This is a genomic window from Bacillus sp. CCB-MMP212, assembly GCF_022748145.1.
In the GTDB taxonomy this organism is placed as follows: domain Bacteria; phylum Bacillota; class Bacilli; order Bacillales; family Bacillaceae_G; genus Bacillus_A; species Bacillus_A cereus.
Genome location: NZ_JALDQE010000017.1, coordinates 42255 through 66082 on the forward strand (window position 1 = coordinate 42255; position 23828 = coordinate 66082).

Genomic DNA, 23828 nt, shown 5'->3' on the forward strand with positions numbered 1-23828 from the left:
GAACATATATCTATTTTTAAAAAATAGGAGAAATATTCTTTTCTTTGTTACAATGAAAGAAGAAAGTGAGGAATCGTCTATGGATCATCATTCCTACACAACGGAAGAAGTAGCAAAGCGATTAAAAGTATCAAAATTAACTGTATACGACTTAATTAAAAAAGGAGAACTTCCTTCTTATAGAGTTGGTAGACAGATGCGCATTGATGCAGCAGATTTAGATCAATATATAAAACAAATGAAAACAGGAAAGGTACAAGTTACTCCTGTAAAAAACGATGGTAGTAGTATCTTGAACACGTGTATTATTAGTGGTCAAGAACTAACGTTAGATATGTTAGCTAAACGTATAGAAAATCGTTTGCCGAGTTCTAATGTTTTAAGGGCGTATCAAGGTAGCTTAACAAGTTTAGTGAAAATGTATCAAGGAGAAGGAAGTATCGTTAGTTTGCATTTGTTTGATGGTGAAACGGGTACATATAATGTTCCTTATGTAAAACGCATTTTAGTAGGCCAGCCATGTATTATGATTAATTTATTGTCCAGAAATGTAGGATTTTATGTCCAAAAAGGAAATCCGAAGAAAATAAAGACATGGGCCGACATATCCAGATCCACTATAAAGTTTGTAAATCGAGAAAAGGGTTCTGGTATTAGAGTGTTAGTGGATGAACAATTACGAATCCGAAAATTAAATAAAACTGATATTAGTGGATATGAATGGGAAGAATCGAATCATCTGGGTGTTGCCACGCAAGTTGCAAATGGAAAAGCTGATGTAGGAGTAGGTTCAGAAAAGTTTTCGCAAATTGTAAATGTGGACTTTATTCCAATCATGAAAGAACAGTATGATTTAGTAATTTTGAAGAATAAAGAAAATGAAGAGCTGATTGAAGTCGTGAAAGACATTCTGCAATCGGAAGAATTTCATAATGAATTAAATGCGATTGGCGGATATGATATTACGAAAACAGGTCAAATTATATATGAAACAAACTAAAAAGCTGCTTGTCTATAAGACGAGCAGCTTTTTCTATATATAAAGGGGTTTGGGGAAACAAAGTGTTAAACAAGACCTTGAGCAAGTGTATAAATGAAAGCCGTAAGAAGAGTAGCTCCACTTGCAAGTCCGATAAAGTCTGATTTGTTGAAAGTAATGTTGTTCATTATAATCTCTCCTTATTTGTTTAATGTAGTTGCAACAGCTTTTGCATCGACAAGTGCGGATAGCACCATGCCCATTGTATTTAAAAATTTATTTGATTTCATATTGTTCATCATGCGTATCCGCTCCTTTTCGAATTGTTGTTGCCCTGCTTATGTCTTAATTATAGGAAATATGTCCACTTGCAACTATCGAATTAGCTTACGAAAGACTTACACTTTTGTAAGAAAAAAAGACATTCATGTAAGAATGTCTTTCACAGCATATTGATATGATGATGTTCTTCAATTGTTTTTAAAAAACTACGCATTGAATTCGTCATATAGCTATCTTTACGGCGTATGAAAACCGTTGAAATACTGCCGTATTTTTCAGGGATTGCATGACAATGTACCTTACCTGCTTTAGAAAGATGATGGACAGCAGACTGTGGTACGAGTGTAATTCCGAGGCCGAGTGCAACGCTGTTTAATATTGTCTCTAATATATTGAATTCCATAATTCTTTTTGGTAGCAAACCTTCGTCTTTAAGCCAACGTTCTAGTTTGGAACGGTATCCGCATCCTTGGTTAAAAACGAGTAGAGGCGTTGTTGTAAATTCTTCTATATGAAAGGCTTTATTTTGTGTTATAAGCATTAATTTCTCTGTACTAACATCGTATTGTTCGATTAGTGGATGTTTAATAGGACCTGATATAAAGGCGCCATCTAATTGATGATCAAGTACTTCTCTAATTAATTCTTCTGTTAGACCCGCTTGTAATGATAAATCGACATTCGGATAGCTTTTATAGTAAGAAGATAAAATGGTAGGCAGTGTACTTACTGTTTCGACTGTACCGATTTTTAATATACCGCAGGGTGTTTCGCTATCTAAAAATACTTGTTTTAGTTCGTCGACATCTTGCAAAATTTTACTAACATAAACGAGCATTTTTCTTCCTTCAGCTGTTAAAGTCATTCCTCGTTTATGGCGGTAAAAGAGTGGGGTTTTTAATTCGTTTTCTAGTTGTTTAATACGTGCAGTTACATTTGATTGTACATAATTTAATTCCTTTGCTGCGCTACTTACACTACCCTGGTCGGCAACGCTTTTAAAGATTTGTAAGTCTCGTAATTCCATTTTGTAATCCCCCTTGATGTTAACTATCATTATAAATGATAGTTAACATCATTTTGAATCATTTTACGTGATATATTTTTTCTTTTACAATTCTTTTTGTGCAAATAGAAAGAAACGGGGGATTGCGGTGAGAAGAGGTCAAATGATAATAGGGGCTTTAGCGTGTTTAATTGCGAGTATGTCATGGGGAGCGATGTTTCCAGTTGCTGATCATGCGCTAGAATACATAGATCCATTTTATTTTTCGCTTATTCGTTATGGAGCAGTGGCGATAATGCTGATTGTATTGTTGTTAATGAAAGAAGGAAAACAGGCATTTCGTTTAGAGGGAAGAGGAAAGTTACTCGTCTTTTTTGGAACGATGGCATTTACAGTATATAATGTCCTCATATTTTTAGGGCAAATGTTAATGGGTAAGTCGGGTGTAATGGTAGCTTCCATTATGGAATCACTTATGCCGATGATTTCTATTTGTATTTTATGGGGATATAAGCATATAAAACCGAAGAAGTATATGATAACGAGTATGGTTATTGCTTTTGTAGGAGCTGTGTTTGTTATTACAAAAGGTGACATGAGTTTCTTTGTAACATTGAAAGATAATATGTTCTCATTAGCATTTATATTTATTGGTGTTGTAGGCTGGGTTATTTATACGATGGGTGGTCAAACGTGTAGTGATTGGTCAACATTACGTTATTCTACGTTGACGTGTGTATTCGGTACGACTGTTACAGGAATTATAACGGTAATTATTACGTCGCTTGGATATGTTTCAGTTCCTAGTATGGGAACGATTTCTATTGTGAAGTACGATTTGTTATTTATGATGACATTGCCAGGTATTGTAGCGCTACTTGCTTGGAACTATGGTGTGAAAATTTTATCATCCATTAATGGGATTTTATTTATTAATTTTGTACCAATTACGACTTTAGTTATTATGATGATGCAAGGGTATCAGATCACAATGTTTGATATTATAGGGACTGTACTTGTTATTGCAGCGCTTATTCGCAATAACGTTTGTCAGAGAAAAGAAGAAAATATAAATAAGAGAGTTTTACAAGAAGAGCAATTACGTCAAGCTGTTTAATAGGCAAATGGAGGATTTCACATGTTAGAAAGTTTATTGTTTTTCTTCGCCGTCGGAGTTGCCTGTGAGCTTGCAGCAATTAATCGAAATGGTCGTAAAAAGATAAAACAACAAGCTGAGCTGATACAGCTTTTAAAAGAATTGAAAGAAAGAAAAAATTAAAAAGACGACCGGGCATAGACGGTCGTCTTTTTCTATATAAAGGGGAAAGGGGACACAAAGTTATACAAGCGTAGCAGCGTAAATGAAAGCAGTAAGAAGAAGAGAGCCGCTAGCTAATCCTAAAAAATCTAATTTGTTAAAAGCAATGTTATTCATAATACATTCTCCTTACTTGTTTAATGTAGAAGCAACAGCTTTTGCATCGAAAAGAGCCGATAATACCATGCCCATTGTATTTAAGAAATTGTTCGTTTTCATTTTGTTCATCATATTGATCCACTCCTTTTCGAATAATTGTTGCCCTGTTTCTGACTTAATTGTATGAAATATAGTAAGAAGTAACTATCGAATTAGCTTACAAGAAAATTACACTTTTGTAAGAATTGAAATTTAACAATTCATCCTTAATTTTATTACCAACTCCTAAAACTTAGTGTTATAATTATTATAAGAATATGATTATACTTCGGATGTTTAGAAAGGAACGAAATAAATGTATAAACCAATTACATTTTTGTTGAAATATATATTTAAAACAGCTGGGAAAGTAGAAGTACAAGGAAGAGAAAAGCTACCAGAAGGTGGACCGTATGTTGTTGCATGTACACATACAAGTTTTATGGATGTATTAATGTTAGCTACAGGGATGTATCCAACTCAAATTCATTACATGGCCAAAAAAGAATTATTTGAAGGGAAATTCAAAAATTGGTTCTTTAAAAATGTAAATGCATTCCCTGTAGATCGTGCGAATCCAGGACCAAGTACACTTAAAATTCCATCACGTTTATTAAAAGAAGGAAAGGTAGTAGGGATTTTTCCGAGTGGAACAAGATCAGCGGAAGATGTTTCATTAAAAGCGGGTGCTGTGACAATTGCGATGCGTTCTAATGTACCTTTAGTGCCGGCAGCTTATGTTGGTCCATCAAGTGTAAAAGAATTAATAAAGGGGAAAAAGGCACAATTGATTTTTGGAGATCCAATTCAAATTGAGGCTGGAGAACAAATAGATCGAAAAACCGCTATGAAAATGATGACAGATCAATTAAATGAGAAGTTTGAGGAGTTAAAAGAAGCTTTGCAATCAAATCAAAAATAAGAAAAGACGACCGGGCATAGACGGTCGTCTTTTCTATTACTATTTATAATAAAGGGGAAAGGGGACACAAAGTTATACAAGCGTAGCGGCGTAAATAAAAGCAGTAAGAAGAAGCGAGCCACTAGCTAGTCCTAAAAAATCTAATTTGTTAAAAGTGATGTTATTCATAATATATTCTCCTTACTTGTTTAATGTAGAAGCAACAGCTTTTGCGTCGATAAGAGCGGAAAATAACATGCCCATTGTATTTAAGAAATTGTTCGTTTTCATTTTGTTCAGCATATTAATCCGCTCCTTTTCGAATAGTTGTTACCCTGTTTCTGACTCCATTGTATGAAATGTTGCGGAAAGTAACTATCGAATTAGCTTACAGAAAAATTACACTTTTGTAAGAGAAACGAATGAAGGTGTAATGATAAGAAGATTTGACATATGTTCATGAGATTCATTAAGTTAAAGGTAGAGGTGAGTGTATGGCTAATATTAAAGATATTGCAAAGATGGCGGGAGTTTCAGTTACGACTGTTTCGAGAGTGTTGAATGATCACCCATATGTAAGTGAAGAAAAAAGGAAAGCGGTTATAGAGATAGTTGAGAAATTGAATTACTCGCAAAACGCAAATGCTGTTCATTTATCAAAAGGAAAAACGAATATTGTTGGTGTGATTTTACCGTATATTAATCATCCGTGTTTTGATGCGATGGTGAGCGGAATGATGGAGACTGCGTTAGCGCATAATTACAGGGTGCTACTTTGCCAAACGAATTATAATAAAAAAGAAGAAATGAAAAGTTTACATATGTTAAAAACAAAACAATTGGATGGTCTTATTATTTGTTCACGTGCAAATGATTGGGAAACGATAGAACCGTATGCTTCTTACGGCGCAATAATTGCTTGTGAAGACAATGATATTTCAAACATCTCAAGTGTATATACGAATCATTCAGCGGCCTTTCAATTAGGAATGGATTATTTGATTGAGAAAGGTTATAAAAAAATTGGTTATTGCACGGGAAGGAAATTAGGGCCAAGTAGCCAAAAACGTTTTGATGTTTATAAACAGCAATTGCAATCTATAGACGAAGAGGTTAATGAAGAATGGATCTTTACAGAATGTTTTACACTAGAAGATGGTGTAAAAGTGGCTCATAAGTTAAAAGAGATGCAGGATCTTCCTGAAGCATTAATAGTAGCAGGTGATGAAGTTGCGATTGGGGTTATGACAGAGGTTGAAAAATTAGGGATTCAAGTTCCTGAGGATTTAGCGATTATTGGCTTTGATAATCAACCTATCTCGCAAGTGTTACAATTGACAACTATTGATCAAAATTTAAAGGAGATAGGGAAAACTGCTTTTGAAATGTTGCATAGAAAAGTGAATGACGAGAGTTCTGAACAAGAAAAGCTGGAAATTCCATACGAACTTGTGGAACGCTCTACAGTTTAATCGTAATCCGTTATGTGTATAATCGCATAACGGATTATTTTTTTGAAATATCTTTGACAGGAAACGCGTTTCATACTTTATAAAGGAGTTAAACCGGTCTGTAATAATCCATGGATTCTTTTCAAGTGTTAATGCAGTGAATAGAATTTGGAGGAATATGCATGAATGAACTTTTATCGAGTATGAAAAAGTATGTAGATGATGATGAAAAGATTCTGGCTTTTGTGGTAGGGATATTTGAGAAGGATAATTTTATATTATCGTATCAACATGGGGTTTTTGTTGCCACTACTAGACGTCTCCTTTTTTACGGGAAATTTCCGTACTATTCTTCAACATTTAAAGAGTATTCATATTTGCATATAGATAGCATAGATTTTCATCCGTATTTTGAATTTACTTGTAGTCATGAAACCATTCGCGCTAAGTATATTCAGAAAGGGAATGTGGAGCGATTTGTCCGTGCAGTTAGAGCAAATATGAATAATTAATCAACCCTCTGTTTAAACATAATATTTCAATTTTTAAGAGGGAAAATGCGGAATAAAAACCACTTCTAAACCTCTAGGAGATAGTGATACAATGTCAAATGGGGGGAGGGTATGAACTATGGTTAATCAACGTATAAAGGAAATAACACTAATTACAATTGGTTCATTATTATTCGCAATTGGTATTAATTACTTTGCAATTCCAAACCGTTTATCGGAAGGTGGAATTATTGGTTTAACGGTTGTTACGTACTACTTATTTGATTGGTCACCAGGAATTGTGAACTTTGCTATAAATGCAATTTTACTAGCTGTTGGTTATAAATTTTTTGATAAGAAAACAATGATTTATACAATTTTAGGGATTGTAGAAACATCTTTGTTTTTATACGTTACAGAACATATTGAGTATCATGTAAATAGTGATACATTATTAGCAGCTTTATTTGCTGGTTTATTTGTGGGCATTGGATTAGGCTGTATGTTCAAAGCCGGAGGTACATCGGGAGGATCAGCAATCTTAGCTCAGTTAGCAAATCAATATTTAGGTTGGAGTGTAGGTAAAGGCGTACTAATTATTGATATTGTTGTAATTGCTGGTTCTGTATTTATAATAGGGCAAGAAAAGGCGATGTATACACTTGTGGCTGTGTTCATTGGAGCGAAGGTGATTGATTTCATTGTAGAAGGAATGGACACAAAAACGGCTGTTACGATTATTTCGAATCAACCAGATTTAATTCGTGAAGCTATTACGAAAAATATGACACGCGGTGTTACTGTATTAGAAGGGCGCGGCGGATATACTGGTAAAAATAAAGAAGTTTTATATGTTGTTATTAATAAACAAGAGCTTGTTAAGTTAAAACAAGTTATTAGCCGGGTAGATGAAGATGCTTTCGTTGTTATACATGATGTACGTGATGTACTTGGCGGTGGCTTTAAAGCAAGCTAAAAGGTGAACGAGTAAATTCGTTCACCTTTTTTAATTCTTACAAAAATGTAAGTGTAATGTAATGAGATTCAATAGTAGATTTTATTCCCCCTTTTTAAAATGGATGTATATATATCCTGCAGAGGAGGAATGTTTATTATGAAGAAAAAAATGATCACTACTATAATAGCGATGATAGTGATAGTAGTAATGTTACTGCCTACGAAACTTGGACCGGTTATCGATAAATATAATCCATTTTATAAGACGAAAGAATACTATACGGTTGTGAATACAATTGGTCAGCATATCGGTGATGAGTGGTATGAATATGAATTTATTGCATTCGATGAACGTGGTAGAGAGCAGAAAATAAAGAAAACGGTTAAGCATATGTTAAAGAGAGATGAAGCATTAAAGGTTTTTGCAAAAGGGCGTTACGGTGAGTCCATTGAAGAGATTGAGGTTGCAAATATTCCTATAAATGCGAAGAGTAAACTTTTAACGGTGAGATAGCGAAATATACCCCCAGCTATTTTTTGTCGAAAATAAAAATACTGGGTAAGGGTATTTTTAAGGTTAACAAAAAAGCCTTAGTCCATATAGACTAAGGCTTTTTTGTTATATAAAGGGGAAGGGGGTACATTGTAGTAGCATGGGTGAAAGGTATAAGAAGAGTAGCTACTAGCAATGTAATTTGGTTATGTGATTGTTCTTCTTATTTGGCTTACTTTCTAACTTTATTGTACGAAATATAAGTAAGGAGAACTATCGAATTACATTACACATAACTTACAAACATGTAAGCCTTCTGTAATGTAATTCGATAGTTAAAAGATAGTAATTTTCATATAGTGTAACTAGAAAGTATCAATGTATTACTTTCTGTTTGTAATGAAGAATGAAAAACCAACTAATTTTTAATAATCCTCATCTGAATAAAGATGGGGATCTTTTTTAAACCTTACAACATTGTAAGGTTTACGTAAGTTAATTCGATAGTAAATTTGTCATATTTTTTGCATAATAGATACAGATAGAAAAATAATTAGGGATCTAGTAAGAAGGGAGAAAAATGGGATGCGTAAAGAAGAAGTAGTGAAGTTACCAATTAAAGATTTCTGTAGCTACTTTACTGTTGCCGTAGTGTGTATTGGATTATTTGATATCATAACAAACTTAATTGTTAAATAATATAGATGCTAAAACAAGAAAGGAAGTCCTTTCTTGTTTTTTTTATGGGGGCATAAAGATGAAATGGATTGATAGTCATATACATGTTGATCAATATAAGGATGAAGAGAAGAGCAGATTACTAAAAGAGGTGGAAAATAGTAAAGAAATAAAGGGGCTTATTGCGGTATCTATGAATTATCAATCTTGTAAGGAAACGTTATCTTTAGCGAAGAAGTATTCCTTTATATATCCAGCGATAGGGTTTCATCCAGAGCAACAGATTCATAAAGAAGAGTGTGAACAGATTTATCAACTTATTGAACAGAACGCAGAGGAAATTGTTGCGATTGGTGAAGTAGGTTTGCCCTATTATTTGAGAAAAGAAGATGAAAGAATTGCTGCAGATCCATACATAGCTGTATTGAAAAAATTTATAGAACTAGCTAGTAAGTATAATTTGCCGATTGTATTACACGCAGTTTATGAAGATGCTGACATTGTATGTGATTTGCTAGAGAAATATAAAGTTTCACGTGCACACTTCCATTGGTTTAAAGGAAGCGATGAAACAATGAAACGGATGATGAGAAATGGTTATTATATTTCGATTACACCGGATGTTTTACATAAGGAGAAGATTAGAAAAATCGTTTCGTATTATCCGCTTGAATATATGATGGTAGAAACAGATGGTCCGTGGGAATTTCAAGAGGATGTTATAACGCACCCAAGAATGATTCGAGAGGTATTAAAGGAAATTAGTTCTATAAAAAACATATCCATTGATAAGGTCGCAAAAACAATATATGAAAATACAAGTCAATTTTATTTGAAAGGATAGGGGAATTATAGTTTTAATCATGTAACGGAAAAAGTAAAAGTTGAATTTATTTAGTAAAATGCCACGGTTTGATATATGACAAAAAAACACCAAGCGTTCCGCTCGGTGGTTTTGTATTAGGATTCTAATTTTTTCGCACGTTTTAATAATAAAAGAAAGACAATGATAACGAATCCTAGTATAAGGAAGAAGCCATATTGCTTTATATAATCAATTATGTCATTTGCACTTGTTGGTTTTTTAACGTGAATGCCGTCTTTATTCGTAGTAATATGAATATCTTTCATTTTTATTTCATTCTTTTCCTTTTGTAAATCAATCCATTCTATATTTGGAATACTCTCTAGATCCTTTAACACTTCTTTTAATGGTTTCACACCTAAGTAAGGATGATAGAATGCTCCAATAATCCCATCGGATAATTTAGCAACAGATAAAGCATTTGCTTTCATTTTAGCAATAGCTTGTGGCTTATCTTCTTCAATAAAACCGACTGTTTCAGGCATTAATTTCATTCCATGTAGAAATGATGGTGTACTTCTATATGCTGGAGAGTGCATGGATTTCCAAGTTGTATCACTTAACTGTAGTTGTCCTACATAAGTTGAAAAGTATCTTGATAATATTTCATACCCTTTTTGAGACATTGTGTAATGAGGTGCTTCAAAGGCGACAGGATATAGTTTAGCATCTACAAGTTCTTGAATCCCCTTTTCGATATGATCTGTCGTATATTTTTCCTCAAACTCTTCCCCTTTTTTTACATATTGGTTATATGACTCTATATTTGGAAATTCATCTTTTCTCTTCGGTTTTTCATGTTTCGATTGGCGAATTGGTTGATCCGTCTTTACGTCCCAAAATTCAAAACCTTCCCCAGTTTCACTATCATAAAATTGGTGAGTGTAACCATGCATAATAATCGCTGCGCCATCATCTTGCATAGAGCGTAAAAGATCGACTAGTTCGGATTTATCTTTTAAATGTAGTGTTTTACCTGTATCTGGATCTGTATATACAGGAATAACAGTGATCATGTAAGGGATCTTCTTCTCTTTTAGTAATTCAGCAATTTCTTTCAATTGATTTATATCTGCTGCTGGGTGAACATCCTCAAGACGTAAATAAGCTAATTTTTTATTGGTTTCGGGTTTTTGCTGAAAATAAGAAAATAGGCTTTCGCCAATATAATAAGATATCCAATCAAAGAGGTTAGAAGTAGCTACATAATAAGAATTATTTTGCTGTACAATTAATGGATAAGTATTATTTCCTCTTAAAGCATGTGCGAGAATTGTTCCGTTTGTATCAAGTTGTTTAATTGATCTTTCTTCTTCTAATATATTCTTTAGTTTACGTGTTGGATATTCAATTGTATCAGAGTTTATATCTTCATTTTTAAGTGTGATAAATGAAAAACGAGTAGATAACTGTTCTATATTTTGACCTAAAACTAGTAATGGTCCTGGGAAGCCTTCTAGAAATTCCTTTGCTTCAGTAGAAAGTTCTTCTTGTTTTTCACCCATGTAAATAACATGTGTATACGAAGATTTATCAGTTATTTCAGCTAACTGTTTTATGTTTTTAATTGTTATATTATTAGTGAAATGCCCTACTTGTGTATTAAGTATTTGGATATCGCTTGTAATTTGATCATCGTTTGAACTATATAAAATAAGGGTTTTTGGTTGTTCAGTTTTTTGTGCGGAAATAGGGACAGGAATTAATAGTAGTAAACTAAATAAGAGTAACAGCCATTTTTTCATATTATTATTCTCCTAGTTTATATTTAGAATTCAATTTACAATTATATACAATAAATGCGTTATAGTCTATGAAAGTTACATTTTTGCACGTATTTACCAGCTGTTTTTTCACAAAATCGGTCTAAAGCATGATGATAATATGTATAGTTATTTGCTATGATAAAAGAGTAATAGAATGTAGGTAATTGTAAAGGGAAGGCTGAAAGGGGAAAAATTTCAGCGGAGAAAGAGGTAGAGGTAGTGAAGAAATTCTTTGTAGGATTTTTAGTTGTTCTTGGAGTATATTTATATTTCCAAGGAAAGTCTGAAGGAATGGATAAGCTAGTGAATGGAACAAGCTATGTTGATTCAGAAGAAGCAAAACAGGTGAAACAAATCATTATAGAGGAAGCGAAGAAAGTAAATCTTCCGGAATGGATACCTCTTGCAATTGCTGAGCATGAAAGTCGATTAAATCCAAGGAGTGTTGGAGATAATGGAACTTCATTCGGATTGTTTCAACTGCACCGCGGCGGCGGGCTTGCACCAGAACATTTAACTGATGATGAGCTAAAAGATCCACGTACAAATGCACAAATTGCAATGCCGCATTTACTGAAAGGATATAAGCGCGGGGTGCAAAAAGGTTTGACTGATTTTGCATTACTGAAATATATAGCGAATACATCTGGATGGCCAGGGAATTTAGGGCCAGAGTGGACGGATAATAACATGAAGTATAACATCGGATTAGAAGATGTGTACTATCGAAATAAAGGTGTAATAAAAGAGTAGGTTTTAACCTACTCTATTTTTTTTGATAATCGTGTCATTTTGTGAAATACTCCGCTAGTTGTATTTTTACGTCTTCTAGTTTTGTAGAAACTTGAGGTATTTTATATCCTACATACAGCGGTGAAACGACAAACCTAGGAACAACTTTACAAATAATTTTTCCATTTAAGTAATAGAAGAATAAGTTATAACTACTGCATCCTTTATGGAAATCTGTCAGTATGTAACGTACAGTTTGCTGAATGTAATTTGCCATATCATCTATATATGAAATATTATCAATGATTATATTGAATTCAGTGAAGCCAATAATGGGACGCTCTGAAATGTTAAGCTCAATGCGTTCGTTTTTTTGAACAATTACCCCTTGGAAATTTTCTTCTTCAATATTTTCAAGATAATCTACATGTTTCATTCCGATAATTTGCATGTGTGCATGATGCAAACTTCCACCTGAAAATGGACCGTGATTTTTGTATAAAATCACAGACGCGAACTCTTCTTTCTTCTGTAAGTGTAACCAATGTTGAATAGAAAATTGCATTAATTTCCGCATATGTTCTTCTGTATATGTTGCGATATGATCTTCGCAATTATCGGTTTCAATTAACACTGTTTGAAATGTATCTTGTAATGTAGGAAATTTATTTTTTAACCAAATAATAGAACCATCAGTTGCTAAAATATCCGTTAAATGTTCTTTATCGCAAAATGGACATGCAGCGCTTCTATTCCGAATACTTTCTGGTTTTTGTTTACCGATATCGTTTAAAAAATATAGTTGTTGTGTATCCATTTATATATATGCCCCTTTAAAATATGTGTAAAAATCCCGCTTAATACATTCGGGAAAAGGAGAAGGAAATCCTCTAAAGGCAATATAGAAAAAATAAAAGACAAGATATCCTCATTACGATAGGGTACCTTGTCTTTTATTTTTTCTCTAATAGTGTGTATGGATAATATAGAACATTTTCATTATTTCTCTTTTTTCTATTTTTTATTGTGTATAAAGTAATTGCTGTGCTTGCAATGATAATAATGGCTTTCTTCATATTCATATACCCCTTTTTATTGTTGGTTTAATTCTTGGCTAACTGCTTTTGCATCGACTAAAGCGTGTAAAATCATTTTCACCATGTTCATCATATTTCTTCACTCCTTTTTATAGTTCATTTAGTTCTTTTACAACTGCTTGTCCGTTCACTAATACCTCAAAGATTGCTTTTACGATTTCTTTCATCATGTTTGTTTCCTCCTTTTGTTTGTCTCTCTTGTTTACATCTTTATTGTATAGGGAGGCATCTTTTCGTACTATTGCTTTCCATTACGTGAACATAACAGTTTTGTAAGATTTGATGTCACTTATTGAAATGTTTAGTCTATCTTCATTATTTTCAGAAAAATGACTATTCAAACATGAAATTGGAAAGTATAATAAAGAAGTAAGTATTAAATTCCGTACGAAAGGGGTGAATGAGATGAAACGTTCTTTAGCTGCACGTGCCAAATTTTTAGATTTTATCTATTTTTGTCGTGCGATTTTTCATGATGTAGTTGTTAACGGGATACGTATGCCCTTTTTTAACAATTGCATAGTGACTATTGAACGATAGAAATCTCTTCACCCATTTTTAATAAACGTGTGAAAAGGGAGCTATTTGGCTTCCTTTTTCTATGCCGAAAACCATGGGGAATGTTTCTTTCTCATGGTTTTTTATATTGAAAGGAGTACGGAAAATGACTATTTGTAGTGTAAATAATGTAACGAAATCTTTTGGTGGAAACACTATATTTGAAAATATATCGCTTGAAATAAAGAATGGTGAACGTGTTGGATTAGTTGGTCGTAACGGTAGTGGGAAGACAACAATCTTTGGGCTTCTAACGGGAATGGAGAGTTTGGATGCAGGAGCCATTCATATGAAGAAAGGTACACGTATTGGTCATGTCGCACAAATTCCGAAGTTTGATGAGGCTATGACTGTATATGATGTATTGAGTTCTGCTTTTAAAGTAGAAAAGGAATTAGAAAAAGAAATGCATGCTTTAGAAAAAAATATGGCGGTGGAACAGGAACAATCTGCTTTGGAAAAGCTAATGGAGAGGTACGGAGTCATTCAAGAAAAATTTGCGTTTCTCGGTGGTTATGAAATCGAGGCAAATATAATGAAGGTAGCAAATGGCTTACAAGTGACAGACTTATTTTCAAGAGTATTTACGGAATTAAGTGGAGGAGAACAGACGAAAGTAAGCCTTGCATATATGCTATTGCAGAAACCAGATTTACTTCTATTAGATGAACCAACAAATCATTTAGATTTATTTGCAGTTGAATGGTTAGAGCAATTTTTAAAAGAATACACTGGAACAGTTATGGTTATTTCACATGATCGTTATTTCCTTGATGAAGTTGTAACGAAAATTTTTGATTTGGAAGATGGAGAGATTCACGTGTACCATACGAATTATTCTCAGTTCGTTGAGGAGAAGGAAGAAAGATTACTTCAAGAGTTTCAAGCTTATCAGGAGCAACAAAAGAAAATAAAGAAAATGAAAGAAGCAATTAAGCGTCTACGTGAATGGGCAAATCAAGCGAACCCTCCGAATGAAGGATTGCATAAAAGAGCGAGAAATATGGAACGTGCGTTAGAACGTATAGAGAAATTAAAGAGGCCAATTTTAGAACGAAAACAGATGGGTCTTCAGTTTGAAGGGCAAGAGAGAAGCGGGAAAGATGTTGTTGTAATGAAAGAAGTGAGTAAAGGTTTTGCTGGACGACCTTTATTTGAACAAGCGAATTTACATGTTCGTTTTCAAGAGCGTGCGGCTATCGTTGGTCGTAATGGTACAGGAAAGACTACATTATTAAAACTACTATTAGAAGAAATAAATCCAGACGTTGGTGAAATTCGAATTGGTAGTAGTGTCAAAATTGGTTATTTATCACAGCATACGTATGGAAATGTGAAGAGTAATGTATTAGAAGCGTTTAGAGAGTATGTAGCTGTAACCGAAGGAGAAGCAAGACATATATTGGCTAAGTTTTTATTTTATGGTCCAGCAGTATTTAAGAAAGTAACGCAACTGAGCGGTGGAGAAAAAATGAGGTTAAGACTTGCGCAACTTATGTATCAAGACATCAATTTTCTAATTCTAGATGAGCCGACAAACCATCTTGATATTGAATCAAGGGAAGTTTTAGAGGAAGCCCTTGAGCAATATAATGGAACAATCCTAGCTGTTTCACATGATCGTTATTTTTTAAATAAGTTATTTGAAAAGACGTACTGGATTGATGAATGTAAATTATTTGAGTTTGCAGGAAACTATGCATGGGCTCGTCAAAAATGGGAAGGAAAGCTTGAGAAGCAAGTAATAAAGCAAAAACGCCAAGGGAGAAAGAGTGTTGAAATGGTTCCAGTAAAAGAGAAAAAAGCTAGGAATCTTGAAGAGATTGAAAATGAGTTAATGCATGTAGAAGAAGATATATATGCAATAGAATGTGAAATGGAACATGTAGCTGATGTTGAAAGACTTGAAAAATTATATGAGGAAAAAACGATGAAAGAGTTGTTGCGAGCGAAGTTATATAGTGAGTTAGAGAATATTGTGGAGTAAAGAGTAGAAAGCCACTTCCTTTCAGTTTTGCTGGAGGAAGTGGCTTTTTCATAATGATATTTTGCTTTAAAGATTAAATGAAGCGATGTGTTTCACGTGAAACAGTAACTTAGATAAATCCGTGTTCCTCAATTTGCATAGCTTGTGAAGCGTATGAAATGATAAAGTGAAAAATAAATGCCATTAGTGGCTGTTCAATAGGAGTAATCACAAAAACAAAGGCTAATTATTTCCCGAGAGATAAAGTGAAACTTTAATCAGTGGGGGGGTACTGTCCGGCAAATAGCGGGATAAATATGTGTAACAGAGACTAGTGATTGAAAACGAAAAGAGAGCAAAGTTACAGCTTTACGCGCTGAACTCTGCTCTCTTTTTGCGTGGCATCTTCTCTTGTTGAAATTATAATAGCGATCCCGAGCATGATAAAAAAAGCTAAAAAGAGGACGAACTTTGGGAAGAACGGGAATAGTAATAGCGCCCCGACTATCATAATTGTTAATAATACGTAGTGCAGGACGTATTGGAATAGGTTGTCCATATTTTCGCCCCCTTTTTGGTAATTGGTTATTAGTATTCTATGTTTCATGCTGAAGAAATAGAAGTAGATTTTTAAGTTTTTAATACGAATTATAGCTGAGTTTTCTTAAAGTATAAGGATAGAGTGATAATTTTTGAAAAATTCTCAAAATATTTATTTAGAAAGAATTGACAAAATATAATGAACGATATAAGCTAATAACCATAAAGTCTACCGGAAAGGTCGGAATAAGATTGTTACCCCTCAAAAACATCTATTTTTTTCTGATTAAAACCGACTTTTCCGATTGGCTATAAATGTGCTGTGGGAGGCATACATAAGCTAATAAGTTCAAAGGGTATAACTATTAAACAGTTAGGGTGGGGACAATGAAGAAAAAGACAAAAAAATGGGCTGGTGTATTTTCAGTATTACTTAGTAGTTCGCTTGTGTTATCTGCTTGTGGGGGACAGGAGGATACGGCTTCTACAGAACCAGTAAAAAAGCAGGATTTAAAAGATTCTAAGATTGAATCAATTCCAGCTACAGATAAAAAGAAAAGTCCAGAGAAAGCAAATCAACGAAAAGATACTTTCATTACAGCCATTTCTAAGCCAGGGGGAGTTTTCCTTCCGTATTTCCAAGATAATGGTTGGGATGGAAATGTAACGTCGGTTATTTTTGCTTCATTAGTAACAACAGACAAACAAAGTAAACCTGTTCCGGATCTTGCAGAAAAATGGGATATTTCTGCTGACCAGTTAACATATACATTCCATTTACGTAAAAATTTAAAATTTAGTGATGGGTCGCCTCTAACAGCGGATGATGTAGCATTTACATTAACACTACTTCATGATAAAGCGTATGAAGGTGGATTGGATATTGCTCAGTATGCTGTTAAAGGTGGGAAAGAATATAAAGAAGGAAAAGCAACTTCTATTGAAGGAATCCAAGTTGTTGATCCGCAGACAATTAAAATTACAACTGAAAAAGTTAATTCACAGGCGCTAACGAATTTAGGTGGCCCAGTGCTATCAAAAGCTTATTATGGAAAAGATTATAAACAAAATACAAGTTTAGACTATTTAAAAGCATTATATGGGCAACCAATTGCAGCGGGTCCATATAAATTTGAAAAATATGTTCCAGGTCAAGAAGTCCGCTTTGTTGCTAACGAAAATTATTATGCAGGTAAACCAAAAATTAAAAACTTTATTTACAAAATCACATCAGGTGATACTGGATTCCAATTATTCCAAACAGGTGAACTGGACTATAGTGGATTTAGAGCGAACCCTGAAAATATAGACCAATTAAAAGGATTGGAGTTTGCAAATATTAATCTTGAATCATCAAGTGATATTGCTTATATCTATGTAAATAATAAGAAGTCGTATTTGAAAGATAAAAAGGTACGCCAAGCACTTACTTATGGATTAGACCGTAAGAAGTATGTGGATACAGCTTTACAAGGCTATGGCTCTGTCGCTAACGTACCAATTGCTCCAGTTTCATGGGCATATACAGAAGAAGGTATTAATAAATATCCGCACGACGTAGAAAAGGCTAAAAAATTATTGGATGAGGCTGGTTGGAAAGTAGGTTCTGACGGGGTTCGTGAAAAAGATGGTCAAAAATTAAAATTAACATACTACGCATCAAATACAGGTAAAACAAATGATATCTTTATTCCAATTGCAAAAGAAAGTTACAAAGAAATTGGTGTTGAATTAAATCCAGAGTTGATGGACTTTAATACGATGCTTTCAAAAGTAGGAAAAGGTGACTACGATTTAGCGGCAGTTTCAACACCAGGAATTAGTGATCCAAGTGAAGTTGTAAGTGAGTACTTATCAACTAATCCAAAAAGTGATACGGGTTATAATAATCCGAAAGTAGATGATTTGATTGTAAAAGGTATAGGAACGACAGATATTGAAAAACGTAAAGCGATTTATAAAGAGCTGTATAAAGAGTTAAGTGATGATCCACCAGTTATTTTATTAAACTATCGTAAACTACTTTATGCTCATAATGCACGTATAAAAGGAATTGATCCAGAAAAGTACGATAGCATCAGTTCCAACTTACCAGTGTTATCTATTGAACAATAAGGGTTGACCTAAATAATAGAAGACGTTTTTTCACACAGCAATGGAATGGTAGCTGTTTTGAAAAAATGTTCTTCTATTTTTAAGTAAATAGGATTGGGGAGACAAAAGGTGAAAACATATATCATTCGTAGGTTTCTACAAATGATTCCTACATTGTTTGGTACGTCTATTATTATCTTTTTCTTATTTGCACTCTTACCGGGTGATTATATCGATTCAAATCCAAAATTAACACCAGAGAGAGCTCAAGAATTAAGAGAGTTGTACGGTTTAAATAAACCGATTATTGAAAGGTATTTTCATTGGCTAGTGAATGCTTTGCATGGTGATTTTGGATTTTCTTTACAGTACCAAGAACCGGTAACTTCATTACTTAATAAATTCATTTGGAATACATTTATTGTTGCTGCTGCAGCTTTATTTTTCACTTGGATTATTGCTCTTATTATTGGGGTTATTTCTGCAACAAAGCAGCATTCTTGGTTTGATAGATTGGTAACAATCGGTGTCTTTGCAGCAATGTCATTTCCATCATTCTTTATCGGACTATTTTTAATTAAATTATTAGCAGTTGATTTAAAGTTATTACCTATTGGTGGCATGATTGATATTGGGAGTAACTCAACAGGGATAGCATACATATTAGAAGTATTACGTCATATGATTCTACCTGTATTTATTTTAACGCTTCTTGGTGTAGGATCGTTAACACGCTATTTTAGAACGGGCATGTTGGATGTTATTAGGCAAGATTATATTCGTACTGCTCGTGCAAAAGGTTTAAAAGAAAGAACCGTTATTTATAAACATGCATTGAAAAATGCAATTTTGCCAGCAATTACATTACTCGCTTTTGAATTACCGGGTTTATTTTCAGGAGCCATTATTATTGAACAGATTTTTAATTGGCCCGGGATTGGGAGTATTCAATTAGAAGCATTAAACTTTCGTGATTATACGGTATTAATGGCCTTTACAATGTTTCTTTCTTGTTTAACAATTATGGCTAATTTCTTAGCTGATATTGTCTATGCGTTTGTTGATCCAAGAATTCGATTGAAGTAAGGGGGGAAAGATATGGAGACTATTACACCTATAATAGAGAAAAAGAAGGAACGGAAAAAGAGAAATGAATCATCACCATGGCGCCAAGCGTATAAAAAAATCAAGAAAAATAAGATGGCACTGTGTGGCTTATACGTTTTAATATTTATGTTTTTATTTAGTTTTATCGGTCCAATCTTTTCACCGTATGCTGATGGGAAAGTACAAGTAACACAAATTAATAAACCACCCAGCCTGTCACATTGGCTTGGGACAGACCAGTTGGGACGGGATATTTTAACTAGACTTATGCAAGCAGGGCGTATTTCATTAACAATCGGTTTAGCGTCGATGCTACTATCCGTTATACTAGGAGCTCTATTAGGAGCAATTGCTGGTTTTTATCGAGGAGTTGTAGATCATTTAATTATGCGTGTTGCAGATGTGTTAATGTCCATTCCAGGATTACCACTACTTATTATAATGGGGGCAATTTTATCAGAATGGAAATTACCATCGGAGTACCGTTTATATGTTGTAATGATTATTTTAAGTTTAGTAGGATGGCCAGGACTTGCACGTCTTGTGAGGGGACAAATTTTAACATTGCGGGAGCAAGCCTTTATGCAAGCGGCAGATGTATTAGGATTAAAAGATTCTCGAAAAATCATTCATCATCTAATTCCTAACGTTTTTCCGTTACTTATTGTTGTAGCAACTTTGGGTGTGGCTGGATCTATTTTAAGTGAGTCCGCGCTAAGCTACTTAGGTCTCGGCGTTGTCCCACCTACACCATCATGGGGGAACATGATTAGCGCAGCTAACTCATTAATTGATTTCCAAAAGCGTCCGTGGTTATGGATTCCGCCTGGTTTTGCAATCTTTATAACAGTTGTATCAATTAATTTACTTGGTGATGCACTTCGTGATGCGTTAGATCCAAAGATGAGACGGTAGGTGAGAAGGTATGAGTAGAGCGGTAGTAGAGCTAAAAGACTTACAAACACACTTTCAAACGGAGGAAGGGACAGTGAAGGCTGTAAACCATGTTAGCTTTGCTGTTCGAGAAGGTGAAACGGTTTGTGTAGTAGGAGAATCAGGTTGCGGGAAGAGTGTAACGGCTTTATCTATTATGGGGCTTATTGCTGAATCTGGCAGTGTAGTAGGTGGAGACATTTTATATGAAGGAAAAAGTCTTTTAGGAATGAAAGAGAAAGAACTTCGTAGTTTACGAGGCAATGATATTGCGATGATTTTCCAAGAACCGATGACATCGCTAAATCCCGTCTTCACTGTAGGTGAGCAAATTGTAGAAACGCTAAGGGAGCATGAATTACTTAGTAAAAATGAAGCGTATAAGAAAGCAATTGAGTTAATTCGTAAAGTTGGCATAGCCCGTGCTAATGAAATTGTTCATTCTTATCCGCATGAACTGAGCGGCGGGATGTTACAACGTATTATGATTGCTGTTGCGCTTAGTTGTAATCCTAAGTTATTAATTGCAGATGAACCAACAACAGCTCTTGATGTTACGATTCAAGCTCAAATATTGGATTTACTAAGACAAGTGAAAGAAGAATTTAAAACGTCGATCTTATTAATTACACATGATTTAGGTGTCGTAGCAGAAATGGCTGATTACGTTGTCGTTATGTATGGCGGGAAAGTTATTGAAGAAGCTCCAGTACTAGAGATATTCCAAAATCCAAAACACCCTTATACGAAAGGATTGTTGAAATCAAAACCAGTAATGGGAAAACGAATAGATAAACTATATTCTATTCCAGGGCAAGTTCCGAATTTAGTTGGTTTAGGTGAGTTTTGCTACTTTAGTGGGCGTTGTGAGCATTGTATGGAAATATGTGAAAAAGAAGCCCCAAATCTAAATGGAAATGATGAAAATCATAAAGTAGCTTGCTGGTTATATGAGGAGCGTGCGGAACAATGAGTGAACCATTATTAGAGGTGAAAAACCTAAAGACATATTTTCCAATTAAAGGTGGCATATTTAGTAGAACAATCGGGCATGTAAAAGCAGTTGATGGAGTAAGTTTTACTATTAATAAAGGTGAAGTGTTTGGTCTCGTTGGCGAATCAGGGAGCGGAAAAACAACGATAGGAAAAACAATTTTACGCCTCGTTCAAAAAACGGAGGGGGAAGTGAAGTTTAAAGGGAAAGATGTTCATTCTTTATCCAAGGATGAATTGAGAAAACATCGCCCTAATATGCAGCTCGTTTTCCAAGATCCATTTAGCTCATTAAATCCGAGAATGAGAATTGGTGAAGCGCTTGGAGAGCCGATGTTGGCCCACGGATTAGCGACGAAAGAAAATGTTCGTGAAAAGGTAATTGAAGTATTGGAGTTATGTGGCTTAGCTCCTTATCATATTGACCGGTATCCCCATGAGTTTTCTGGTGGACAACGTCAGCGTATCGTAATAGCAAGGGCTATGGTATTAAATCCAGAATTCATTGTAGCTGATGAACCTGTGGCGGCACTAGATGTATCTATCCAAGCACAAATTATTAATTTATTTAGTGAGTTACAGGAGAAAAAGGGATTATCTTATTTATTCATTTCACATGATTTGAGTGTAGTAGAACATTTATGTACGAAAATCGGAATTATGTATTTAGGTACAATTGTGGAGACGGCGCCGCGTGATGAGTTATTTACCAATCCGCTACATCCGTATACAAAAGCATTGTTATCAGCTGTTCCAATACCAGATCCAACAGTGAAGCGAGAGCGAATTATACTAGAAGGGGATATTCCAAGTCCAGCAAGTCCACCTTCGGGTTGTCGTTTTCATACACGTTGCCCGTTTGCAACAGATGTTTGTAAAAAAACAATACCAGAATTTCGTAATGTTGGTGATAATCATTTTGTTTCTTGTCATCATGTATAAAAAAAGGACTCTTTCAAATTGAAAGAGTCCTTTTTTTATTTACTAGATGAAGTTTGTTTCAATACAAATTGCTCAATTGCGTGAGCAACACCATGTTCATTGTTTGTTAGTGTTACAACATCACATAGTTTTTTTACATCTTCTTCAGCGTTGCCCATTGCAACAGATAAGCCTGCTACTTCTAGCATTGGTACATCATTAAAATTATCACCAATAGCAACTGTATCTTCAATAGGGATATTAAAATGAGCTGCCATCTGCTGTAGCCCGTTTCCTTTATGTCCATTCTTATCCATAATTTCTAAGTTAGTAGGAGCTGATGCTGTAACCATAATATCAGCGTCTTCTTGTAACACGCTTAATAGCTGTGCGCGATGCGCTGCATTAAATGTTGAAATGAAGAATTTAGATATTTCTAGTTCTTGGTTATTTACAACATCTTCTATTTTTTTGAAATCAGTAATTAGGTTTGATTTTTTTTGCTTTTCTGTAATTCGTTCAAGCTCCTCTAATGTAACATCGAGCGCATGCTTATTTTCTTCGAACGCTTGCATCACTTGATCTTGCCATGTATATGGAGAATAAACGCCTTTATTCGTATATAGCTTATATGGGAAACCTTCAGATTCTAGTAATTTTGCAAGTTTGTACACTTTGTCGTTTTGTATACAACGAGAGTTAATTACTTTTCCATCCACATAAACAATAGCCCCATTGCTTGCTCCAACTGGAAGAGATAATTTATATTCTTCCAATAGCTTTAAAGCATCCTCTTTCGCACGACCAGAACAAATCATTACAATATGACCAGCTTCTTGTGCAGTTTGGATTGCTTGTAGGTTTTCTTTGGAGATTTCAAGATTAGATGATAGTAGTGTACCATCCATATCTAATGCGATTAATTTCAAAATGACCACCTCTTTGTTTTTATTATACATAGTTATATAGAGGAAACATATAAACTTATCTTGGAAAGACGGTATTTTATCTCATATTAAAAGTAAGTAAAGATTAGATAGGTTTAGTGTCACTAAATAAACTGTTTGTAACAAAAATAGAGAGAAGGATGGCTATATTTCACTTTATGACTTTAATATTACACGAATGTTACAAACGTGAGCTTAGTGAAAAGTGCATTAAATAAGGGTTTTTGGGGAGTTGTATAAAAAAACGTAAAAAAAGTGTAATAAATTTCACGTTATTATATTGCAACGTAACAATAGTTATGTTACATTAATGTTACAAACGTTACGTTATCGAATTTAATGTAACGTTAACATAAAAACTATGAAATAAACATTTCTTAGAAATTACATATAGATAACTTATAAAAAGGGAGGATAAATGATATGAAAGAGCAAGTATTACAAGTAACAAAAGGTGACTTCGTAGGATCAGCAAGTGGGGCGGTAGTATTAACAGCGTTAATCGTATTTCTATCAAGCGTATTAGTATAATAGAAGTTTTGTAACAAAAGAAAAAGAAGGGAGAATGAAAGATATGAAAGAGCAAGTATTACAAGTAACAAAAGGTGACTTCGT

Annotated in this window: 27 protein-coding genes; 18 read left to right on the plus strand and 9 right to left on the minus strand. The window is 34.2% G+C overall.

Features of this window, described 5'->3' with window-relative positions; translation table 11 throughout:
- The first annotated feature begins 79 nt into the window (after positions 1 to 79).
- On the plus strand, positions 80 to 1000 hold the full coding sequence (locus tag MRP26_RS28470) for a substrate-binding domain-containing protein (protein WP_197242026.1): 921 nt from the start codon (positions 80 to 82) through the stop codon (positions 998 to 1000).
- Between the two features lie 65 nt (positions 1001 to 1065).
- On the opposite strand, the gene MRP26_RS28475 is transcribed toward MRP26_RS28470, so the two are convergent.
- The gene (locus MRP26_RS28475; RefSeq protein WP_001060018.1) at positions 1066 to 1167 is read right to left on the minus strand and encodes a DUF3948 family protein; all 102 of its coding nucleotides are present in this window, start codon (positions 1165 to 1167) and stop codon (positions 1066 to 1068) included.
- 254 nt (positions 1168 to 1421) lie between these two features.
- A complete protein-coding gene (locus MRP26_RS28480; protein WP_064531607.1) occupies positions 1422 to 2288 on the minus strand; it encodes a LysR family transcriptional regulator in 867 nt (288 codons plus the stop codon).
- A gap of 127 nt (positions 2289 to 2415) precedes the next feature.
- On the opposite strand from MRP26_RS28480, the gene MRP26_RS28485 reads away from it, so the two are divergent.
- Together MRP26_RS28485 and MRP26_RS28490 are read left to right on the plus strand one after the other, a co-directional pair.
- On the plus strand, positions 2416 to 3384 hold the full coding sequence (locus tag MRP26_RS28485; protein ID WP_002004285.1) for a DMT family transporter: 969 nt from the start codon (positions 2416 to 2418) through the stop codon (positions 3382 to 3384).
- A gap of 21 nt (positions 3385 to 3405) precedes the next feature.
- Entirely contained in the window at positions 3406 to 3546 is a 141-nt protein-coding gene (locus MRP26_RS28490) for a YrzO family protein (protein WP_000894065.1), read from the plus strand.
- 60 nt (positions 3547 to 3606) lie between these two features.
- On the opposite strand, the gene MRP26_RS28495 is transcribed toward MRP26_RS28490, so the two are convergent.
- Entirely contained in the window at positions 3607 to 3702 is a 96-nt protein-coding gene (locus MRP26_RS28495) for a DUF3948 family protein (protein ID WP_001059387.1), read from the minus strand.
- A gap of 337 nt (positions 3703 to 4039) precedes the next feature.
- Between MRP26_RS28495 and MRP26_RS28500 the strand changes: the two genes are divergently transcribed.
- Complete coding sequence (locus tag MRP26_RS28500; protein WP_000277778.1) at positions 4040 to 4645, plus strand: lysophospholipid acyltransferase family protein; 606 nt, start codon at positions 4040 to 4042, stop codon at positions 4643 to 4645.
- A gap of 72 nt (positions 4646 to 4717) precedes the next feature.
- On the opposite strand, the gene MRP26_RS28505 is transcribed toward MRP26_RS28500, so the two are convergent.
- A complete protein-coding gene (locus MRP26_RS28505) occupies positions 4718 to 4813 on the minus strand; it encodes a DUF3948 family protein (RefSeq protein WP_001060007.1) in 96 nt (31 codons plus the stop codon).
- 305 nt (positions 4814 to 5118) lie between these two features.
- On the opposite strand from MRP26_RS28505, the gene MRP26_RS28510 reads away from it, so the two are divergent.
- From MRP26_RS28510 to MRP26_RS28530, 5 genes are all read left to right on the plus strand, one after another.
- Positions 5119 to 6096 (plus strand): LacI family DNA-binding transcriptional regulator, encoded by a 978-nt coding sequence (locus MRP26_RS28510; RefSeq protein WP_001273903.1) that lies wholly within the window; start codon positions 5119 to 5121, stop codon positions 6094 to 6096.
- 161 nt (positions 6097 to 6257) lie between these two features.
- A complete protein-coding gene (locus tag MRP26_RS28515) occupies positions 6258 to 6587 on the plus strand; it encodes a PH domain-containing protein (protein WP_001004245.1) in 330 nt (109 codons plus the stop codon).
- A gap of 118 nt (positions 6588 to 6705) precedes the next feature.
- Positions 6706 to 7542 (plus strand): YitT family protein, encoded by an 837-nt coding sequence (locus MRP26_RS28520; protein WP_000248045.1) that lies wholly within the window; start codon positions 6706 to 6708, stop codon positions 7540 to 7542.
- 138 nt (positions 7543 to 7680) lie between these two features.
- Positions 7681 to 8037 (plus strand): YxeA family protein, encoded by a 357-nt coding sequence (locus MRP26_RS28525; RefSeq protein ID WP_000728423.1) that lies wholly within the window; start codon positions 7681 to 7683, stop codon positions 8035 to 8037.
- 736 nt (positions 8038 to 8773) lie between these two features.
- Positions 8774 to 9538, plus strand: a complete 765-nt coding sequence (locus MRP26_RS28530) for a TatD family hydrolase (RefSeq protein ID WP_000871103.1) — start codon at positions 8774 to 8776, stop codon at positions 9536 to 9538.
- Between the two features lie 116 nt (positions 9539 to 9654).
- Here the strand turns inward: MRP26_RS28530 and MRP26_RS28535 are convergent, their stop codons facing one another.
- Entirely contained in the window at positions 9655 to 11304 is a 1650-nt protein-coding gene (locus MRP26_RS28535; protein ID WP_197242008.1) for a DUF2334 domain-containing protein, read from the minus strand.
- A 240-nt stretch (positions 11305 to 11544) separates the two neighbouring features.
- On the opposite strand from MRP26_RS28535, the gene MRP26_RS28540 reads away from it, so the two are divergent.
- Positions 11545 to 12078, plus strand: coding sequence for a transglycosylase SLT domain-containing protein (locus MRP26_RS28540; RefSeq protein WP_000713252.1), 534 nt, complete (start codon positions 11545 to 11547; stop codon positions 12076 to 12078).
- A 34-nt stretch (positions 12079 to 12112) separates the two neighbouring features.
- Here the strand turns inward: MRP26_RS28540 and MRP26_RS28545 are convergent, their stop codons facing one another.
- Positions 12113 to 12874 (minus strand): DUF4931 domain-containing protein, encoded by a 762-nt coding sequence (locus MRP26_RS28545; protein WP_053565419.1) that lies wholly within the window; start codon positions 12872 to 12874, stop codon positions 12113 to 12115.
- A 136-nt stretch (positions 12875 to 13010) separates the two neighbouring features.
- Positions 13011 to 13139 (minus strand): hypothetical protein, encoded by a 129-nt coding sequence (locus MRP26_RS28550; protein WP_053565418.1) that lies wholly within the window; start codon positions 13137 to 13139, stop codon positions 13011 to 13013.
- 420 nt (positions 13140 to 13559) lie between these two features.
- On the opposite strand from MRP26_RS28550, the gene MRP26_RS31000 reads away from it, so the two are divergent.
- Together MRP26_RS31000 and abc-f are read left to right on the plus strand one after the other, a co-directional pair.
- Positions 13560 to 13694, plus strand: coding sequence for an RAxF-45 family protein (locus MRP26_RS31000; protein ID WP_000830643.1), 135 nt, complete (start codon positions 13560 to 13562; stop codon positions 13692 to 13694).
- A gap of 73 nt (positions 13695 to 13767) precedes the next feature.
- The gene (gene abc-f, locus MRP26_RS28560; protein WP_242807369.1) at positions 13768 to 15699 is read left to right on the plus strand and encodes a ribosomal protection-like ABC-F family protein; all 1932 of its coding nucleotides are present in this window, start codon (positions 13768 to 13770) and stop codon (positions 15697 to 15699) included.
- Positions 15700 to 16039: 340 nt separating this feature from the next.
- On the opposite strand, the gene MRP26_RS28565 is transcribed toward abc-f, so the two are convergent.
- The gene (locus MRP26_RS28565; protein ID WP_000369254.1) at positions 16040 to 16237 is read right to left on the minus strand and encodes a hypothetical protein; all 198 of its coding nucleotides are present in this window, start codon (positions 16235 to 16237) and stop codon (positions 16040 to 16042) included.
- Positions 16238 to 16605: 368 nt separating this feature from the next.
- Between MRP26_RS28565 and MRP26_RS28570 the strand changes: the two genes are divergently transcribed.
- From MRP26_RS28570 to MRP26_RS28590, 5 genes are all read left to right on the plus strand, one after another.
- On the plus strand, positions 16606 to 18333 hold the full coding sequence (locus MRP26_RS28570; RefSeq protein ID WP_000730676.1) for an ABC transporter substrate-binding protein: 1728 nt from the start codon (positions 16606 to 16608) through the stop codon (positions 18331 to 18333).
- Positions 18334 to 18441: 108 nt separating this feature from the next.
- Positions 18442 to 19398: an ABC transporter permease gene (locus tag MRP26_RS28575; protein WP_000860687.1), complete on the plus strand. Its 957-nt coding sequence runs from the start codon at positions 18442 to 18444 to the stop codon at positions 19396 to 19398.
- A 12-nt stretch (positions 19399 to 19410) separates the two neighbouring features.
- Entirely contained in the window at positions 19411 to 20334 is a 924-nt protein-coding gene (gene opp4C / locus MRP26_RS28580) for an oligopeptide ABC transporter permease (protein ID WP_000447957.1), read from the plus strand.
- Between the two features lie 10 nt (positions 20335 to 20344).
- Positions 20345 to 21325: an ABC transporter ATP-binding protein gene (locus MRP26_RS28585; protein WP_053565413.1), complete on the plus strand. Its 981-nt coding sequence runs from the start codon at positions 20345 to 20347 to the stop codon at positions 21323 to 21325.
- The gene (locus MRP26_RS28590; RefSeq protein WP_063546235.1) at positions 21322 to 22287 is read left to right on the plus strand and encodes an ABC transporter ATP-binding protein; all 966 of its coding nucleotides are present in this window, start codon (positions 21322 to 21324) and stop codon (positions 22285 to 22287) included. The genes MRP26_RS28585 and MRP26_RS28590 overlap by 4 nt, the downstream gene beginning before the upstream one ends.
- A 35-nt stretch (positions 22288 to 22322) precedes the next feature.
- On the opposite strand, the gene MRP26_RS28595 is transcribed toward MRP26_RS28590, so the two are convergent.
- Positions 22323 to 23195 carry a Cof-type HAD-IIB family hydrolase gene (locus MRP26_RS28595; protein WP_000766424.1) on the minus strand — a complete coding sequence of 291 codons (873 nt, stop codon included), beginning with the start codon at positions 23193 to 23195 and terminating at the stop codon, positions 22323 to 22325.
- A gap of 441 nt (positions 23196 to 23636) precedes the next feature.
- On the opposite strand from MRP26_RS28595, the gene MRP26_RS28600 reads away from it, so the two are divergent.
- On the plus strand, positions 23637 to 23744 hold the full coding sequence (locus MRP26_RS28600; protein ID WP_000664237.1) for a DUF3948 family protein: 108 nt from the start codon (positions 23637 to 23639) through the stop codon (positions 23742 to 23744).
- The last annotated feature ends 84 nt before the right edge of the window (positions 23745 to 23828 follow it).

Excerpts from the sequence above, each read along its gene's own strand:
- MRP26_RS28495 (WP_001059387.1), bottom strand. The coding sequence starts at position 3,702 with ATGAATAACATTGCTTTTAACAAATTAGATTTTTTAGGATTAGCTAGC.
- MRP26_RS28550 (WP_053565418.1), bottom strand. The coding sequence starts at position 13,139 with ATGAATATGAAGAAAGCCATTATTATCATTGCAAGCACAGCAATTACT.
- MRP26_RS28535 (WP_197242008.1), bottom strand. The coding sequence starts at position 11,304 with ATGAAAAAATGGCTGTTACTCTTATTTAGTTTACTACTATTAATTCCT.
- MRP26_RS28600 (WP_000664237.1), top strand. The coding sequence starts at position 23,637 with ATGAAAGAGCAAGTATTACAAGTAACAAAAGGTGACTTCGTAGGATCA.
- abc-f (WP_242807369.1), top strand. The coding sequence starts at position 13,768 with ATGGGGAATGTTTCTTTCTCATGGTTTTTTATATTGAAAGGAGTACGG.
- MRP26_RS28470 (WP_197242026.1), top strand. The coding sequence starts at position 80 with ATGGATCATCATTCCTACACAACGGAAGAAGTAGCAAAGCGATTAAAA.
- MRP26_RS28510 (WP_001273903.1), top strand. The coding sequence starts at position 5,119 with ATGGCTAATATTAAAGATATTGCAAAGATGGCGGGAGTTTCAGTTACG.
- MRP26_RS28530 (WP_000871103.1), top strand. The coding sequence starts at position 8,774 with ATGAAATGGATTGATAGTCATATACATGTTGATCAATATAAGGATGAA.
- opp4C (WP_000447957.1), top strand. The coding sequence starts at position 19,411 with ATGGAGACTATTACACCTATAATAGAGAAAAAGAAGGAACGGAAAAAG.
- MRP26_RS28585 (WP_053565413.1), top strand. The coding sequence starts at position 20,345 with ATGAGTAGAGCGGTAGTAGAGCTAAAAGACTTACAAACACACTTTCAA.
- MRP26_RS28545 (WP_053565419.1), bottom strand. The coding sequence starts at position 12,874 with ATGGATACACAACAACTATATTTTTTAAACGATATCGGTAAACAAAAA.
- MRP26_RS28475 (WP_001060018.1), bottom strand. The coding sequence starts at position 1,167 with ATGAACAACATTACTTTCAACAAATCAGACTTTATCGGACTTGCAAGT.
- MRP26_RS28515 (WP_001004245.1), top strand. The coding sequence starts at position 6,258 with ATGAATGAACTTTTATCGAGTATGAAAAAGTATGTAGATGATGATGAA.
- MRP26_RS31000 (WP_000830643.1), top strand. The coding sequence starts at position 13,560 with ATGAAACGTTCTTTAGCTGCACGTGCCAAATTTTTAGATTTTATCTAT.
- MRP26_RS28565 (WP_000369254.1), bottom strand. The coding sequence starts at position 16,237 with ATGGACAACCTATTCCAATACGTCCTGCACTACGTATTATTAACAATT.
- MRP26_RS28570 (WP_000730676.1), top strand. The coding sequence starts at position 16,606 with ATGAAGAAAAAGACAAAAAAATGGGCTGGTGTATTTTCAGTATTACTT.
- MRP26_RS28490 (WP_000894065.1), top strand. The coding sequence starts at position 3,406 with ATGTTAGAAAGTTTATTGTTTTTCTTCGCCGTCGGAGTTGCCTGTGAG.
- MRP26_RS28505 (WP_001060007.1), bottom strand. The coding sequence starts at position 4,813 with ATGAATAACATCACTTTTAACAAATTAGATTTTTTAGGACTAGCTAGT.
- MRP26_RS28500 (WP_000277778.1), top strand. The coding sequence starts at position 4,040 with ATGTATAAACCAATTACATTTTTGTTGAAATATATATTTAAAACAGCT.
- MRP26_RS28480 (WP_064531607.1), bottom strand. The coding sequence starts at position 2,288 with ATGGAATTACGAGACTTACAAATCTTTAAAAGCGTTGCCGACCAGGGT.
- MRP26_RS28520 (WP_000248045.1), top strand. The coding sequence starts at position 6,706 with ATGGTTAATCAACGTATAAAGGAAATAACACTAATTACAATTGGTTCA.
- MRP26_RS28525 (WP_000728423.1), top strand. The coding sequence starts at position 7,681 with ATGAAGAAAAAAATGATCACTACTATAATAGCGATGATAGTGATAGTA.
- MRP26_RS28590 (WP_063546235.1), top strand. The coding sequence starts at position 21,322 with ATGAGTGAACCATTATTAGAGGTGAAAAACCTAAAGACATATTTTCCA.